This is a genomic window from Faecalibacterium faecis (assembly GCF_040096475.1).
Taxonomy (GTDB): Bacteria; Bacillota; Clostridia; order Oscillospirales; family Ruminococcaceae; genus Faecalibacterium; species Faecalibacterium taiwanense.
This window is the reverse complement of the sequence record NZ_JBBMEP010000005.1, coordinates 45,859-60,662: the sequence shown is the minus strand read 5'-3', so window position 1 is coordinate 60,662 and position 14,804 is coordinate 45,859. Positions and strand designations below refer to the sequence as shown.

Below are 14,804 nucleotides of genomic sequence, written 5' to 3'. Positions count from 1 at the left end.
TGGCAGTAAGGGTAAGCTTCCGTTTTCGCCAGAGACCCCATCCCTGAGGGGGCTGGCATCGCGCAGCGATGACTGGGGGAGTTTGCAGCGAGGCTGAGAGGGTTCTAAGTGAGGTGACACTTTTGCCCCAAACGATCCAAAAAGAAAAATTTTTTGACCCGCGCAAGCCGTTCCAGTCCCAGCGGCCGGAGACCCACGAGGAGTGGCAGGCACGCATGGGCGGCGAGGTGCTGGCGGTGGTGCGCAGCGGGCTGTATCTGGACTTCCGCTTTCTGGATATGGCGCTCAGTGCCTTGTCCCCCGCCCCGGACGAGCGCTGCCGGGTGCTGGCTACGGACGGTCAGGTCCTGTTTTATCAGCCCAGCCACCTGCTGCGGCTCTATCAGGACAATCCAAAATATCTCAACCGGTTGTATCTGCACACCATATTCCACTGCGTATTCCGGCATTTGTGGCTGAAAGGCCGCCGGGAGCCGCAGCTGTGGAGCCTTGCCTGTGATATCGCAGTGGAAAACGTTATCGACAGCCTGAACCGCACCAGCGTCAAGCGCCCGCTGACCTATGTGCGCCAGAACGCCTACCAGCAGATCACCGCCGAGGAAACCGTGGTGGCAGCCGCGCCGGTGTATCGGTGGCTCACCCGGCAGACACCCGGTGTGCTGCGCCAGCTGGAGCGGGAGTTCGTGACCGACGACCACCGTCTGTGGCCGAAGGATGCGCCTGACCAGCCCCAGCAGATGCCCACGCCGCTGCCCCAGAAAACGTGGCAGAAGATCGGGGAGCGGATGCAGACAGAGCTGGACCTGCGGGATAAGGAAGCCGGGGACGGTGCCGATGCCCTGAAGCAGCAGGTAAAAGCCGCCAACCGCAGCCGCCGCAGCTACCGGGATTTTCTGCGCCGGTTCTGCGTGCTGCGGGAGGAAGTAAAGCTGGACCCGGACGAGTTTGACCTGAACTTCTACACCTACGGCCTTTCGGTGTACGGTAACCTGCCCCTCATCGAGCCTCTGGAAAGCAGGGAGAGCAAAAAGATCGAGGAGCTGGCCCTTGTCATCGACACCAGCTACTCCACCTCCGGTGAACTGGTGCGGGCGTTCCTTGCGGAGACCTACACTCTGCTGAAGGGACAGGAGAACTTTTTCCACCGGATGAACCTGCACCTGATCCAGGCCGATAACGCCATCCGGCAGGATATCCTGATCCACAATGAGGACGAGCTGATCCACGCCATGAACCACTTTGAGCTGCGGGGCGGCGGCGGAACGGACTTCCGCCCGGCCTTTGAATACGTGAACCAGCTGTGCGCCGAGAAGAAGTTCTCGAACCTGCGGGGCCTTTTGTACTTCACCGACGGCATGGGCACCTACCCCGCCAAGCGCCCGGCCTACGACACCGCTTTTCTGTTTCTGGGGGAGCGGTTCGACGATGCCAATGTACCGCCGTGGGCCATGAAGGTGGTTCTGGATGAAGAGGAATTTACCGGTGCAGCAGCCCGCCCGCAAAGCACCCTTGCCGACGCGCTGGCCGAAGAGGACGACCTGTACCGTGACCTGAACAATTCGTGAGGGAATTTGCTATGAATATCAAACGAGCCAAAGAAGAAATTGAACACACCGTAAAAGCCTACCTTGCCAAGGATGCTCTGGGCGAATACGCCATCCCGGCCATCCGGCAGCGTCCCATTCTGCTCATGGGGCCTCCGGGCATTGGCAAGACGCAGGTGATGGAGCAGGTAGCCCGGGAGTGCGGCGTGGCGCTGGTGGCCTACACCATCACCCACCACACCCGCCAGAGCGCCGTGGGCCTGCCCTTCATCCGCCAGCGCAACTACGGCGGAAAAGATGTCTCAGTGACTGAATATACCATGAGCGAGATCATTGCCAGCATCTACGCCAAGATGGAGGCCACCGGCCTCTCCGAGGGCATTCTGTTCATCGACGAGATCAACTGTGTGTCGGAAACGCTGGCCCCCACCATGCTGCAATTTTTGCAATGCAAGACCTTTGGCAATCAGGCCGTGCCTGCGGGCTGGGTGATCGTGGCGGCAGGCAACCCACCGGAATATAACAAATCTGTGCGCGACTTTGATATCGTTACGCTGGACCGCGTGCGCCGCATGGACATTGAGCCGGACCTGCCCGTGTGGAAGGACTATGCCCGCGCTGCCCACATCCACAGCGCCATTTTGAGCTATCTGGAGCTGCACCCGCAGAACTTCTACCAGATCAACGCCGATGTGGACGGCACCCAGTTCGTGACCGCCCGCGGCTGGGAGGATCTTTCCAATCTGCTGGACACCTACGAAACACTGGGTCTGCAGGCCGATGAAGACCTGATCCGCGAGTACATCCAGCACCCGAAGATCGCAGAGGACTTCTCCGCCTACCTCGACCTTTACTATAAGTACCGCGACGACTACGGCGTAGAGGAGATCTTGGCCGGACAGGCAAAGCCCGCCGTGTTCGCACGGCTGCTGCAGGCCCCCTTCGACGAGCGGCTTTCGCTGGTCAGCCTGATCCTTGCAGGCCTCGGCACCCGGTTCACGGCCTCCCGTCAGGCAGATGCAGTAGCCGACAGCTGCTATGCCTTTCTGCGGGAGACCAAAAAAGCCCTTGCCACCGTTCCGGAGGATATCCCGGACGGCTCGGCAGAAATGTTCCACCAGCAGATCATGGACCACGACACCGAAACACAGCAAAAGCGTGCCGCCGGGCTGCTGAGCAAAGATGCTCTGACCACCCGCCTGCAAGTGCTGGCCGTGCTGCGCGGCTGGGAGGGCGAACTGCGCCGTGCCAACGCCGCCGGTACACAGGAAGCCTTCGACCTGCTGCGCGGGCAGTTCCAGTCCCTTGCCGATGAGCGCGAAAAGGCCCAGCAGACCGCCAGCGCCGCGCTGGAAGCCGCTTTCGACTTTATGGAACAGGCCTTTGCCGAAAGCCAGGAGATGGTGGTGTTCGTCACCGAGCTGACGGTGAACCCGGTGTCCCACGCCTTCCTCACCGAGAACGGCTGCGAACGCTACTTCCAGTACAACAAAGACCTGCTGCTGGACCACCGCAAAGCTGCCCTGCAGCAGGAGCTGGCTGCAGAGCAGCGCCGCCACGGCGGGGTGTGAGCCATGCTGGAAAATCTTCTGTTCAGCATGAACAGCACCATGCCGCTGTTCTTTATCATGCTGCTGGGCTATGTGCTGCACCGCACCGGTTTTCTGAGCGATGCGTTCGTGGCCGGGGCCAACAAGTTCGTGTTTTATGTGGCACTGCCGGTGCAGCTGTTCCGCGACCTTGGCAAAAACGATGTCCGCGCCACCTTCGATGGCCGGTATGTGCTGTTCTGCTTTGCGGTCACACTGGCGTGCATCCTTGTGATCTGGGCGCTGGCAAAGCTGTTTTTAAAGGGCACCGGCCTTGTGGGCGAGTTCGTTCAGGTGTGTTACCGCTCGTCGGCTGCCATCCTCGGCTCGGCTTTTCTGCAGAGCATCTACGGCGATGCCAGCATGTCCAGCCTGATGATCCTTGGCAGTGTGCCGCTGTATAACATCATGGCAGTGGTCATTTTGATGCTGGAAGCGCCCACTGCGCAGGCTCAGACCGGCAATATGGCTGAAAAGCTCAAAAAGAGTGTGAAAGGCATCCTGACGAACCCCATCCTTCTGGGCATTGCAGCGGGCTTTGGGTGGAGCATGCTGCACATTTCCATGCCTGCCATGCTGGATAAGGCCCTTTCCAATGTGGCCGGCCTGACCAGCCCTCTGGCCCTGCTTGCCATTGGTGCAGGCTTCAAGGGCCAAAAAGCTCTGGGATACCTCAAGCCTACCGCTGTGGCTACTGTGGTCAAGCTGATGGTGCTGCCTGCGCTGTTCCTGCCGCTGGCTGTGCGCTTTGGCTTTACCGACGAAAAGCTGGTGGCCCTGCTGGTGATGCTGGGCAGCATCACCACCCCGGCGTGCTACGTTATGGCAAAGCAGATGGGCCACGAAGGTGTGCTTACCGGCAGCGTGTGCGTTACCACCACCCTGTTCAGCGCATTCAGCCTGACCTTCTGGCTGTTCGTGCTGCGGAGCCTCGGATATATTTTATAACATCTTTTGCATAGCACAACAGCGGACGGCCTGCAGGCTGTCCGCTGTTTGCTTTTCAGATGTTGCTTGGGGAATCAGGCCGCACCGAAGGGATGCAGCTTCTGCCCTTTATTCTGTCATTTCCAGTTCAGAGATCCATTCCCGCACGCGGTCCGGGCGGTTTGTGACGATGGCATCCGGCTGCAGGGGCCAAAGGTCTTTCACGGCCTGTTCCCCGTCCACCGTCCAGTATGCCGCCTTGATGCCCAGATCATGCAGCTTCTGCACCATGCTGGGCTGCTGGTAAGCGGTGTGATATTCGCAGCTCACCCAGTCCGGCTTGAAGTCCAGCGTCTGCACATACTTTACCGGGTCCCGCTGTTCCAGCAGGCGCTGGGCTACCTCTACCAGACTCTTGCCCGGAAAGTTCGCCTGCAGCATACTGATCTGGTTGCCCATCCAGCGCAGGGCCCAGCTGCAGTTTTCGTCATCCACATTTTCCACCGACAGCGGCGGCAGCTGTGGAAAATCATCCTCTTCCAGCCCGTTCTGCAGGCCAAGCATTTCCCATGTGCTAGTGGGCAGCGCCATGGTCTCCAACGCACCGTAGACCAGCACGCCCACCTTCAGCTCCGGCATCAGCTGCTTTGCCTGCCGCAGCAGGTCGTGGTTGAACGAGATCACCACCAGCCGGTCGGTAATGTTTGCTGCACGCACCTCCTCGATCACGCGGGGGACAAAATCCGGGTCGTCATCGATGGTGGCCTTCATTTCCAGCTGAACGATGGTACCTTCCATTTCCCTGCACAGAGCCAGTGCCTCCTGCAGGGTAGCGATCCTCTCGTTCCGATAGTTCACATCCTTCCAGCTGCCAAAGTCCAGCGCCTTCAGCTCGCCCTCGGTCATGTCGTAGATCTGGCCACGCATATCGGTGTGCCAGTCAATGACAAAATCGTGGTGGATCACCAGCTTTTTATCGCTGGTCTGCTGTACGTCCATTTCCACGCCGTCCGCGCCGATCTCCATCGCCTTGCGGAACGCAGAAAGGGTATTTTCCGGCGCAAGATAGGACGCGCCGCGGTGTGCAATGATCTCAGGTGTCATAAATTCCAATTCTTTCTCACAAATTTATTTTTTCGCAAATTTCAGGCAAGGTCGGTGCCGTTTGAAGCAATGACCTTTTTGTACCAGTAGAAGCTGTCCTTGCGGCTGCGGGCCAGTGTGCCGTTGCCGTCGTTGTCCTTATCCACATAGATAAAGCCGTAGCGCTTTTTCATCTCACCGGTGGATGCGCTCACAAGGTCGATAGGACCCCATGTGGTGTAGCCCATCAGCGGCAGGCCGTCCTCGTTAACGGCCTTTTCCATCTGCTCGATGTGGGCGCGCAGATAATCGATGCGGTAGCTGTCGTGGATGGAGCCGTCCGCTTCCACGGTATCCACCGCGCCAAGGCCGTTCTCCACAATGAACATAGGCTTTTCGTACCGGTCGTAGATGGTGTTCAACGTCACGCGCAGGCCCACCGGGTCGATGGCCCAGCCCCACTCGCTGGCCTTGAGGTACGGGTTCTTCACAGCTTCCAGCACCGCATTGCCGTCGGCCTTTTCTTCTGCCAGGATTTCCTGATCCGTGGTGATGCAGCGGCTGGAATAGTAGCTGAAGGAGACAAAATCCACGGTGCCTTCTTTCAGAACCTGCTCATCGCCCGGCTCGGTGTGTAGGGTGATGCCGGCCTTCTCCATCCGCTTTTTTGCCCACACCGGGTAGGCTCCCCGGGCCTGCACATCGGTAAAGAAGTAGTTGTCGCGGTCCGCTTCCTGCGCGGCACGGATATCCTCCGGTGCACAGGTGCGCGGGTAATACTGGCCTGCCGCCAGCATACAGCCCACCATGGCACCGGGCATCTTTTCATGGGCCAGCTTGACCGCCTTTGCGCTGGCCACCAGCTCATGATGTGCCGCCTGATACTCCACCTGCTGCACATTCTCGCCCGGATAGAACACTAGCCCCGCGCCGGTAAAGGGCAGATGCAGCAGCATGTTGATCTCGTTGAAGGTGAGCCAGTATTTCACCTTCCCCTTGTAGCGGTCAAACAGTACTTCACAGTAGTGCACATAGGCATCCACCATGCGGCGGTCTTTCCAGCCGCCATACTTTTTTATGAGGGCAATGGGGGTATCGAAGTGGCAGATGGTCACAAGCGGTTCAATGCCGTATTTGTGGCACTCATCAAACACATCCTCATAGAACTTCAAGCCCTCTTCATTGGGCCGGGCATCGTCGCCGTTCGGCAGGATGCGGGTCCATGCGATGGACAGCCGGAAGCACTTGAAACCCATCTCGGCAAAGAGGGCGATGTCCTCTTTATAATGGTGATACAGGTCAATGGCTTCATGGCTGGGATAATAGTGCTTGTCGTCGCACTCCAGCATTTCCAGCCGACCCAGCGCCACCGGGAAGCGGTCCGGGCCAAACGGGGTCACATCCACGGTGGCAAGGCCCTTGCCGCCTGCCTGCCATGCGCCCTCGCACTGGTTGGCAGCGGTGGCACCGCCCCACAGAAAATCTTTGGGAAAACTGCCCATATGTAAACCCTCCCTATTCTAATTTGTTGATTATAAGATACCGCACAATCGCCGGAATGTCCATGCCTACATTTTACAAAAAGGTGCTTCATTGTTGTGAAAGTACGACTTTTATCGTCAAATCGCCGAATTTTGATTCTATTTTTCGTACATTTTTCACGAGAAAAATGCAAAAACGGCCTGATTTTCCTTTCATTCTGTTTCTTTCAAACTGTCCGCAGACATGGTACAATAATCAGGTAAGATACACCGCCGCTTTTTCGGCATTGGAAAATGGAGTGTTTGATTATGACTGAGTTCAAGCCCATTAAAGAAGGCAAGGTTCGTGAGATCTATGATAACGGTAACAGCCTCATCATGGTTGCTACCGACCGCATTTCCGCGTTTGATGTCATCCTGAAAAACAAGGTCACCAAAAAGGGCACCGTTCTGACCCAGATGAGCAAGTTCTGGTTCGATTACACCCGCGATCTGCTGCCCAACCATATGCTGAGCGTGGACGTGAAGGATATGCCGGAGTTCTTCCAGCAGCCCCAGTTCGACGGCAACAGCATGATGTGCCGTAAGCTGACCATGCTGCCCATTGAGTGCATCGTGCGCGGCTACATCACCGGCAGCGGCTGGGCCAGCTACCAGAAGACCGGCAAGGTGTGCGGCATCCAGCTGCCCGAGGGCTTGAAGGAGTCCGACAAGCTGCCCGAGCCTATCTACACTCCCTCCACCAAGGCCGAGATCGGCGACCACGACGAGAACATCTCCTACGAAAAGAGCATCGAGGTGCTGGAAAAGCAGTTCCCCGGCCACGGCGAGGAGTACGCCACCAAGCTGCGCGACTACACCATTGCCCTGTATAAGAAGTGTGCTGAATATGCGCTCTCCCGCGGCATCATCATTGCCGACACCAAGTTTGAGTTTGGTCTGGATGAGAACGGCAACGTGGTGCTGGGCGACGAAATGCTCACCCCGGATTCCTCCCGCTTCTGGCCGCTGGAAGGCTACGAGCCGGGCCACAGCCAGCCTTCCTTCGATAAGCAGTTCGTGCGCGACTGGCTCAAGGCCAACCCCGACAGCAACTACGACCTGCCGCAGGACGTGATTGACAAGACCATTGCCAAGTATCTGGAAGCTTACGAGCTGCTCACTGGCAAAAAGCTGTAAGATCGACCGTATAAACGTACAAAAAATGCTTCCGTGCGTCGCACGGAAGCATTTTTTGTTTCACTCACTCAGCTCCGCGCTTTCCTCGGAAAAAGCTTCGGACTCTGCCGTTTCTTCGTTTTCTTCGTCCAGCAGATACTGCACCTCGGTCTGCTTTGCCATCTGCTCTGCTGTCCAGTCCAGCTGTGCGATGCCTTCCAGTTCCAGCGTGTACTGCTCCACATTCTGCAGGCTGCCGGAGGCAAGACTCTGGCCCGGGTCGTTCTCCGGCGACCATGTAATGCGCAGCTCATCCGGCTGTGCGCTGCACTGCTGCACGGCATCGGTCACGCTGCGGCAGTCCTGCGCAAAGGCCTGTACGCTGTCATAGCCGCCAAACAGCTCCACAGTCAGGCTCAGATAGCCGTTTCCGGCATTCACATCCCGCAGCGTTTTCGCCTCACTGCTGTACAGGTAGGCGTTTCCGCTGATATTCTTCACACGGATATCCGGGGCTGTTTGTTTGATCTTGTCATAGGCTTCTGTCGTATATTCCTGCCCCAACTTCATGCTTGCCTGATTCCGCTCCGGGCCGAGTTCATCCCACACTACCGGCAGCAGCGAAAGGCCAAAGCATCCGCCCATGAGCACAAGGCAGATCAGCACCGACCAGAAATCGTATTTCCAGCGGCCCGGGCGGGCGGCAAAAAAGAGCACCTCGCCGCCCAGCAGGATCAGCCCTGCCGCTGGGGCGATCTTGAGCGTCAGCTTCCAGTCAAAGCCCGGCACAAAATAGGCAAGCAGAAAGAAGATGCCCGCTGCGATCAGGCATACGCCCAGCGTAAAGCTGCCCACCCGGCGCAGCGGCTGCGGTTTTGCAGTCTGCGGTGCTTCACCGGTCAGCGGCGCATCATTTCTCGTCTCGTCCATCGTCGGCATCCTCCGTCTCATCGTCCGGGGTCACGGGCTTGCCCAGCAGAGCCGAGAGCTTGGGCATGGCAAAGCCCTTTGCTTTCGGCTCCGCCTGCGCATCCTGTGCAGTATACTCGGTAAAATCTTCATCTTCGGCATCGTTCTGCGGCTTCTGCTTTCTGCCCTTGGGGCCGCGCACCAGCCATGCACCGCAGATGATCAGGGCCACGCACACCACCACCTCCGGCAGCTGATCCATCATCAGGTAAAGTGCGCGGAAGAAAGGGCTGCTCTGGCCCCAGCGCCACACGATATCCCCCAGCGTGTTCATAAGGATGTTCTGGTAGGCCACCAGCGCGCCCAGCGCGATCAGACCCCAGCCCAGCAGCTTGTGGCTGTCCAGCATGAACTGTTCCATGCGCTGGTCGTGCCAGTTGATGTGCACCAGATAATCGTCCTGCGGGGCGGTGCCTGCGCCGATCTGCGCCCGGAGATTGAAGGTGTCAAAGAAGCTGTACATCCACACAATGGGCATGGCTACATACAAAACTCCCAGCAGAGTTCCCGCACCAAAGGCCACGCAGAACATCGTAATGAGCGAAAGGCCGCGCTTCATGTAGCCCTGATACATCTGGCCTGCGCCCGGGCAAAAGGCGAAGAGGAAGGTCAGGATTCCGTTTTTCATCATAATCGATCTCCTTATTTTGTTTGATCTGCAAGTGGCGAATTTTTGTATTTTTCTGCTGCAGGGCCGCCGGCTCCGAACAGCAGGTCATTGAGTGCTTTTGCCAGCGAAGCCTGCTGCTTCGGCTTGTCGTCGTCCATTGGCTTTCCCAGTATTTCCGGCTGGGCGGACGGTCGGCCATCTTCCACCGGCTTGCCCAGCTGCAAGGCTTCTTCGGTCTGGCTCTGGCTGGTCTCCGGTGTCCATGTGTGCAGCTCCTGCCGGAAATTCAGCAGCTGGTCTATGGTGCCGGAGCGCCACATGGTAAAGGCCAGCACCGCCGCCACACCGGCCACTGCGGCACGGCCCCATGTGTTCTGCATCAGCCGCACCCAGATGGCGGCCATCACCGCCTTGTGCGCGGAGTGCGGCGGCGTTTCCAGCGCATCTGCCGTCAGCAGAGCGGTGTAGCGGTCCATGCATTTATCGCAGTAGGATAAATGCTCGGCGGTTTCCAGCCGGCCCAGCTCATCCAGCCCGCCTGCCTGCAGGGCCTGCAGGCCTTCGTCGGTCAGGCAGCCGTTTTTGTCAAACAGTTCCATGTACGCACTCCTTTCCATCGTTTTCACGCTGTAGTATCTGCTGTGCCAGCATCTTTTTTGCCCGGTAGATCTGTGCTTCCACCGTCTTGGGCGGGCGGCCGCACAGCTGTGCCGCCTCGGCCATGGTGTGCTGTTCCAGCAGCACCAGACGGCAAGGCGTTCTGTAGGGCTCCCGCAGGTCCAGGATCATGGCGGTGAGCTCTTCCTCGCCCAGAGCATCCAGCACCTGCTGTTCCGGCTGGGTGCCGGGCGGCGCACCTTCCAGCGCCAGAATATCGTCGCCGGGAATGTTCACCCTGCGCACCCATGCGCTGCGCAGATAGTCCTTTGCCTTGTTGGCAGCGATGCGTGCCAGCCACTGTTTTTCAAACCCGGACGGACAGCGGTCAATGGCCCGCCATGCCGCCAGAAAGGTCTCCTGCGTCAGGTCCTGCGCATCGCCGGCATCCGGCACCAGCTGGTGGCAGACCGTATACACGAGCGACTGGTATTTCTGCACCATCGCGCTGAATTCCAAGGTCGTCAACGGCCTGCCCACCTCCTTTCAGTTTCGTCCCGGCCCGATGAAGTGCAGCCCCTGCGCTGCCCTTCTGCACATTCATACGAAACAGCCGTTCAAAATCCTGCAAAAACTTTTATTTTTATGATACAATAGAAGTAGTATAGCACAAAAGGAGGCATTCGGCCATGGCTGTCAGTACCCGTCAGGCACTTTTGCAGGCACTTTCCGCTGCCGGGGGCAGCTACGTTTCCGGCCAGCAGCTGGCCGAGACCCTCGGCGTGAGCCGCGCTGCCGTGCACAAGGCCGCTGCGGCCCTCACGGCCCAAGGGTACGCGCTGGAAGCTGCGCCCCGCCGGGGCTACCGGCTGGCAGGCGGCGACCCGTTCTGCGCCGAAGCCATCGGGGACTACCCTGCACCCATCTATTTATATGACACGCTGGAAAGCTCCAACCGCACGGCAAAGCTGCTGGCGCTGGATGGTGCACCCCATGGCACGCTGGTGCTCACCGCCCACCAGAGCGCCGGACGCGGCAGGCTGGGCCGGAGATTTGAAAGCCCGGCAGGCAAGGGCGTTTACTGCTCGGTGCTGCTGCGCCCGGAAATGCCCGCCGCCAATGCCCAGACCGCTACCATCAGCGCAGCGGTGGCGGTCTGCCGTGCCGTGAAAAAGCTCTGCGGGCTGGAGCTTGCCGTCAAGTGGGTCAACGACCTGTACTATCAGGGCAGAAAGGTCTGCGGCATCCTGACCGAAGCGGGGACCGACCTCGAGAGCGGACAGCTGGAATGGCTGGTGGTGGGCATCGGGCTGAACCTTACCTCCACCGCTGCCGACTGGCCGGAGGAGCTGGCCCGCAAGGCCGGGAGCCTGTACCCCGGCGGGCCTGCCCCGGTGAGCCGGGCCGCACTGGCCGGGGCCATTGCCCGGGAGCTGCTGGCCCTCTGCCCGGCGTTTGACTGTCTGGATGAGTACCGTGCCCAGTGCTTTGTGCCCGGCCACTGGGTGACGGTGTGTGCCGAGACCGAGACCTACGCCGCAAAGGCCCTTGCCATCGACGAGGAAGGGCGGCTGGTCATCCAGCGGGAGAACGGTCGGCAGGAGGCTCTGCGCTGCGGCGAAGTGACCACACGGCCTGCACGGACCGAATAAGACGCAAAAAAGCACCCTTTCCTGCCCGGAAAGAGTGCTTTTTATGTTCTGCACTTATGTATCCAGATCCACGGCTTCCAGCACCGTGATGTCCTCTTTTTCAAAGGCGGTGCGGATCATCCCGGCAAGGCCTGGCATTTCGGCCTTATTCTCGATGCACAGGGTGATGATGCCATTCAGGCTGGAGGCTTCCACACCCATGGAGCCGCCATCCGGCGGGACCCAGACGTTGAAGTCTTTGGTGTACTGCTCAAGCTCCGGCGTAGCCGGCAGCAGCGGATTGCCCAGATAGCTGAGCCAGAAATCCGCCGGGACACCGCTGATGTACTCACCCATCTGGAACACCCTCTGCTTGATGCGCAGGGGCGCTTTCTGCTGGTCCACCTTGTACACCCAGCTCATTTGCTGGACCATCTGGCGCAGCTTTGCCTCCGGCTGCAGGGTGCGGAGCACCTCGGCATCCATTTCCGGCACGATGTCCGCAAGGCGGGTGTCATCGTTCAGCTTCACGCCGCTCTGGAAGGAGCACACGCAGTTGTAAAGGGCATCCGGCACGCCCGCTTCCCTGCGGGTATCTGCCGAGTAGGAATACTGGATCTCGTCTTTGCCCAGATAGCTGCGCAGCGCAAGGCTCAGCAGACCGGCCAGCGCTGTAAAGGGCTTGACGCCGTTCTCCACTGCCCGGTCCACAAGGCTCTGCTTGGTCAGCCGCACCCGGGTGCGGCGCATCCTGCCCTCCCATGTCTGCACCACATCCCTCTGCATCGTGCTCTCGGTGGCTGTGGGGGGCGGGTATTTTGCCATCATGGCCTCGATGTCATAGGCCGGGCTGCACACGATGGGCGTGTTTGCAAACGCCGTGCCATAGCGCAGGTTGCAGTACTGTTCCAGAATGCGGGTGAGGAAGGGCGACACCCCGTGGCCGTCCATGAGGAAATGATACCAGTCAAAATAGACGGTGTCCCCCTCACAGCTCACGCTGAAAAGATAGCCGTTCGTTTCCTCCGGGATATCGCGCTGTGCGCTGTCCTGATACACAAGGCAGGGGTTCGGGTTCGGCTCCAGAAAAAAGCTCCGCTTTTCCTGCACCAGCTGTACCCGATAGTACGGTGCGGCCGAAAGCGCCGCCTCCAGTGCGCGCTGCAAAAGAGCGGGTTCCACCGCATCCTGCAGCGCAAACTGGTACCGACACAGGATCTTCTCCCGACGGAAGAAGTACATCGTTCCCTGAAAGATGTACTCCGTCGAGCGCTGCGACTCATTCATGAACTGTTACCCCGCGTTTGCCGCCAGATAATCCACCAGATCCCCTATGGTCACAAAGTTGCGCAGCTCCTTTTCAGGGATGCGCAGGCCGAAGGTCTCCTCGAGGTCTGCCACAATGGTCAGGATCTCCATTGAGGACAGATCCAGATCGTCCATCAGGACGCTGTTCTCATTCACATCTTCGGGAGAGACCTCGGCAACATCCTCCAGGATGGCCAGGATCTGGGAAATGATCTCTGCTCGTTCCATAGAAATTTTCTTCCTTTCCGTGACGGATAATAGGCACAATCTCCTATGCCTTTCCATAATAATACCCTGATTCTCTCCTGTGCGCAAGGGTTCCGGCAACAAAGCTTTGTTTTTTGTCGGAACTCCTGTTTTCAGTCTGCCGGTCTGCCGGCCCATTTATGCATCCGGGCATTCGATCGCATCCGTATCACTGGCGCAGCAGCTTGCCTGCACCGTTGCGCGGCAGCGGCTCGGTGCTGAACTCCACTGCGCTCATACGCTTGTACAGCGGCAGGGTGCGGTTTGCCTCGGTGATAAAGTCCCGCACCTGCTGCTGTTTGTCCTCGTCGCAATAGACCACCACGCCGATCTTCTTGCCCATTTCTTTTACAACACATTCCTTCACGGCTTCGCACTTGCCCACGATGCCTTCCAGCTCTTCGGGGCTGATGTTCTCGCCGCTGTCCAGAATGATGAGGTTCTTCTTGCGGCCGGTCAGGAAATAGTAGCCGTCCTCGTCCTTGCGGGCCAGATCGCCAGTGTGGAACCAGCCGTCCGCGTCAATGACCTCGGCGGTGGCCTCCGGGTCCTTGTAGTAGCCCAGCATGATGCTGTCGCCGCGCATGCACAGCTCGCCATCCTCGGCGATCTTGTAGTCCAGATAATCGTTGCCCTGACCCACAGCGCCGATGTGCTTTGCGTCCTGTGCGTAGTTGATGATGCCGTCGCCGCAGGTCTCGGTGCTGCCGTAGGTCTGCACCACGAACATGCCGTGTTCCGCCATATCCAGCATCACCTGCGGGTCGAACATGGCAGAGGAGCAGATGGGCACCCACAGCTCTCCCAGACGGTCCTTGCGGCCGCGCATCACATCGTGGTGGAGCGAGTTCATAATGACCGGCACCACCGCCATGGCCTGACTGGGCATCCGCTTTACCTCTTTATAGAAGTTGCGGATGTCGCTGCTGACGTTCAGCGCCCAGCCTGCGTGGGCCCAGGAAAACAGGCAGATGAACGCGCCCAGATGGAACATGGGCAGCACGGTGTACTGGCTCATGACGAGGTTCGGTTCGTGCTTATACGCCATCATGTGCTCACCGATCTGGGTGTGGGCACGCATCACCGAGAAGAAATTCTTCTCGCTCAGCATCACGCCCTTGCTGCGGCCCGTGGTACCGGAGGTGAACATCAGGACCATCAGGGCTTCGTGGTCGATGCAGCGGGTCAGCTGCGCAGGCTCATAGCTTCGGAAGCCATCCATGGGGCGGAGGATATCGCCGTAGGCAGCCTTGAGCTGGTCGTTGAAGCCGTAGTCGTCGCCGTCGGTCAGGATGGCATCCGGCTCCACAAGGCCCAGCTCGTAGCTCAGCTCGTCCCAGCTCTTGCGCTGGTTCAGCAGCACCAGCACCGCACCGGCCGCCACCACGCCAAAGGTGTTCACGGCATACTCGTAGCTGTTCTTGGTGAGCAGGCAGATCTTTTTGCCCTTGATCTCCGGGATGGTGGACTGGAAGTAATTCACCGCCTTGCGGATATCCTGCACATAATCCTTATAGAGGATGGTGGTCACGGCATCGTTTGCGGTGTCGTAGAAGCGGAAGGCCACATTATCCTTGAAGCGGTCTTCCATGTTGATGGTGATAAGGTCGTAGACATTATCCAGCACTCTGATCTTACGCATTGTTCTGTTTCCTCCTGTG

At 58.9% G+C, this 14,804-nt stretch carries 14 protein-coding genes; 5 read left to right on the top strand and 9 right to left on the bottom strand.

Annotated features, from left to right (window positions below; all coding sequences use genetic code 11):
- Window positions 1-113 precede the first annotated feature (113 nt).
- From WMO17_RS03670 to WMO17_RS03660, 3 genes are read left to right on the top strand one after another with little or no spacing between them, the layout of a single operon-like run.
- Complete coding sequence (locus WMO17_RS03670) at window positions 114-1,565, top strand: vWA domain-containing protein (RefSeq protein ID WP_337679872.1); 1,452 nt, start codon at window positions 114-116, stop codon at window positions 1,563-1,565.
- Window positions 1,566-1,576: 11 nt separating this feature from the next.
- Entirely contained in the window at window positions 1,577-3,115 is a 1,539-nt protein-coding gene (locus WMO17_RS03665; protein WP_349137500.1) for an ATP-binding protein, read from the top strand.
- A gap of 3 nt (window positions 3,116-3,118) precedes the next feature.
- The gene (locus WMO17_RS03660) at window positions 3,119-4,081 is read left to right on the top strand and encodes an AEC family transporter (protein WP_349137499.1); all 963 of its coding nucleotides are present in this window, start codon (window positions 3,119-3,121) and stop codon (window positions 4,079-4,081) included.
- 108 nt (window positions 4,082-4,189) lie between these two features.
- Here the strand turns inward: WMO17_RS03660 and WMO17_RS03655 are convergent, their stop codons facing one another.
- Together WMO17_RS03655 and WMO17_RS03650 are read right to left on the bottom strand one after the other, a co-directional pair.
- Entirely contained in the window at window positions 4,190-5,164 is a 975-nt protein-coding gene (locus WMO17_RS03655; RefSeq protein WP_005943990.1) for a glycerophosphodiester phosphodiesterase, read from the bottom strand.
- 41 nt (window positions 5,165-5,205) lie between these two features.
- Window positions 5,206-6,645, bottom strand: coding sequence for a 6-phospho-beta-glucosidase (locus WMO17_RS03650; RefSeq protein ID WP_097777410.1), 1,440 nt, complete (start codon window positions 6,643-6,645; stop codon window positions 5,206-5,208).
- Between the two features lie 288 nt (window positions 6,646-6,933).
- Between WMO17_RS03650 and WMO17_RS03645 the strand changes: the two genes are divergently transcribed.
- Window positions 6,934-7,803 (top strand): phosphoribosylaminoimidazolesuccinocarboxamide synthase, encoded by an 870-nt coding sequence (locus WMO17_RS03645; protein WP_154260734.1) that lies wholly within the window; start codon window positions 6,934-6,936, stop codon window positions 7,801-7,803.
- A 60-nt stretch (window positions 7,804-7,863) separates the two neighbouring features.
- Here the strand turns inward: WMO17_RS03645 and WMO17_RS03640 are convergent, their stop codons facing one another.
- The 4 genes from WMO17_RS03640 to WMO17_RS03625 are packed head-to-tail and all read right to left on the bottom strand — an operon-like array spanning window position 7,864 to window position 10,486.
- Entirely contained in the window at window positions 7,864-8,712 is an 849-nt protein-coding gene (locus WMO17_RS03640; RefSeq protein ID WP_349137498.1) for a hypothetical protein, read from the bottom strand.
- Window positions 8,693-9,382: a hypothetical protein gene (locus WMO17_RS03635; protein WP_207698946.1), complete on the bottom strand. Its 690-nt coding sequence runs from the start codon at window positions 9,380-9,382 to the stop codon at window positions 8,693-8,695. The genes WMO17_RS03640 and WMO17_RS03635 overlap by 20 nt, the downstream gene beginning before the upstream one ends.
- Window positions 9,383-9,393: 11 nt before the next feature.
- Entirely contained in the window at window positions 9,394-9,960 is a 567-nt protein-coding gene (locus WMO17_RS03630) for a hypothetical protein (protein ID WP_097781335.1), read from the bottom strand.
- Window positions 9,947-10,486, bottom strand: a complete 540-nt coding sequence (locus WMO17_RS03625; RefSeq protein WP_349137497.1) for an RNA polymerase sigma factor — start codon at window positions 10,484-10,486, stop codon at window positions 9,947-9,949. The genes WMO17_RS03630 and WMO17_RS03625 overlap by 14 nt, the downstream gene beginning before the upstream one ends.
- Before the next feature lie 161 nt (window positions 10,487-10,647).
- Here WMO17_RS03625 and WMO17_RS03620 point away from each other — a divergent pair, with 161 nt between their 5' ends.
- Entirely contained in the window at window positions 10,648-11,610 is a 963-nt protein-coding gene (locus tag WMO17_RS03620; RefSeq protein WP_349137496.1) for a biotin--[acetyl-CoA-carboxylase] ligase, read from the top strand.
- A 54-nt stretch (window positions 11,611-11,664) separates the two neighbouring features.
- On the opposite strand, the gene WMO17_RS03615 is transcribed toward WMO17_RS03620, so the two are convergent.
- The 3 genes from WMO17_RS03615 to WMO17_RS03605 all read right to left on the bottom strand — a co-directional run bounded on the left by WMO17_RS03615 (window position 11,665) and on the right by WMO17_RS03605 (window position 14,785).
- Entirely contained in the window at window positions 11,665-12,876 is a 1,212-nt protein-coding gene (locus WMO17_RS03615) for a hypothetical protein (protein ID WP_349137495.1), read from the bottom strand.
- A 6-nt stretch (window positions 12,877-12,882) separates the two neighbouring features.
- On the bottom strand, window positions 12,883-13,125 hold the full coding sequence (locus tag WMO17_RS03610) for an acyl carrier protein (protein ID WP_044953961.1): 243 nt from the start codon (window positions 13,123-13,125) through the stop codon (window positions 12,883-12,885).
- Window positions 13,126-13,312: 187 nt separating this feature from the next.
- On the bottom strand, window positions 13,313-14,785 hold the full coding sequence (locus tag WMO17_RS03605) for a class I adenylate-forming enzyme family protein (protein ID WP_349137494.1): 1,473 nt from the start codon (window positions 14,783-14,785) through the stop codon (window positions 13,313-13,315).
- Window positions 14,786-14,804 lie beyond the last annotated feature (19 nt).

Excerpts from the sequence above, each read along its gene's own strand:
- WMO17_RS03665 (WP_349137500.1), top strand. The coding sequence starts at position 1,577 with ATGAATATCAAACGAGCCAAAGAAGAAATTGAACACACCGTAAAAGCC.
- WMO17_RS03660 (WP_349137499.1), top strand. The coding sequence starts at position 3,119 with ATGCTGGAAAATCTTCTGTTCAGCATGAACAGCACCATGCCGCTGTTC.
- WMO17_RS03655 (WP_005943990.1), bottom strand. The coding sequence starts at position 5,164 with ATGACACCTGAGATCATTGCACACCGCGGCGCGTCCTATCTTGCGCCG.
- WMO17_RS03650 (WP_097777410.1), bottom strand. The coding sequence starts at position 6,645 with ATGGGCAGTTTTCCCAAAGATTTTCTGTGGGGCGGTGCCACCGCTGCC.
- WMO17_RS03645 (WP_154260734.1), top strand. The coding sequence starts at position 6,934 with ATGACTGAGTTCAAGCCCATTAAAGAAGGCAAGGTTCGTGAGATCTAT.
- WMO17_RS03640 (WP_349137498.1), bottom strand. The coding sequence starts at position 8,712 with ATGGACGAGACGAGAAATGATGCGCCGCTGACCGGTGAAGCACCGCAG.
- WMO17_RS03635 (WP_207698946.1), bottom strand. The coding sequence starts at position 9,382 with ATGATGAAAAACGGAATCCTGACCTTCCTCTTCGCCTTTTGCCCGGGC.
- WMO17_RS03630 (WP_097781335.1), bottom strand. The coding sequence starts at position 9,960 with ATGGAACTGTTTGACAAAAACGGCTGCCTGACCGACGAAGGCCTGCAG.
- WMO17_RS03620 (WP_349137496.1), top strand. The coding sequence starts at position 10,648 with ATGGCTGTCAGTACCCGTCAGGCACTTTTGCAGGCACTTTCCGCTGCC.
- WMO17_RS03615 (WP_349137495.1), bottom strand. The coding sequence starts at position 12,876 with ATGAATGAGTCGCAGCGCTCGACGGAGTACATCTTTCAGGGAACGATG.
- WMO17_RS03610 (WP_044953961.1), bottom strand. The coding sequence starts at position 13,125 with ATGGAACGAGCAGAGATCATTTCCCAGATCCTGGCCATCCTGGAGGAT.
- WMO17_RS03605 (WP_349137494.1), bottom strand. The coding sequence starts at position 14,785 with ATGCGTAAGATCAGAGTGCTGGATAATGTCTACGACCTTATCACCATC.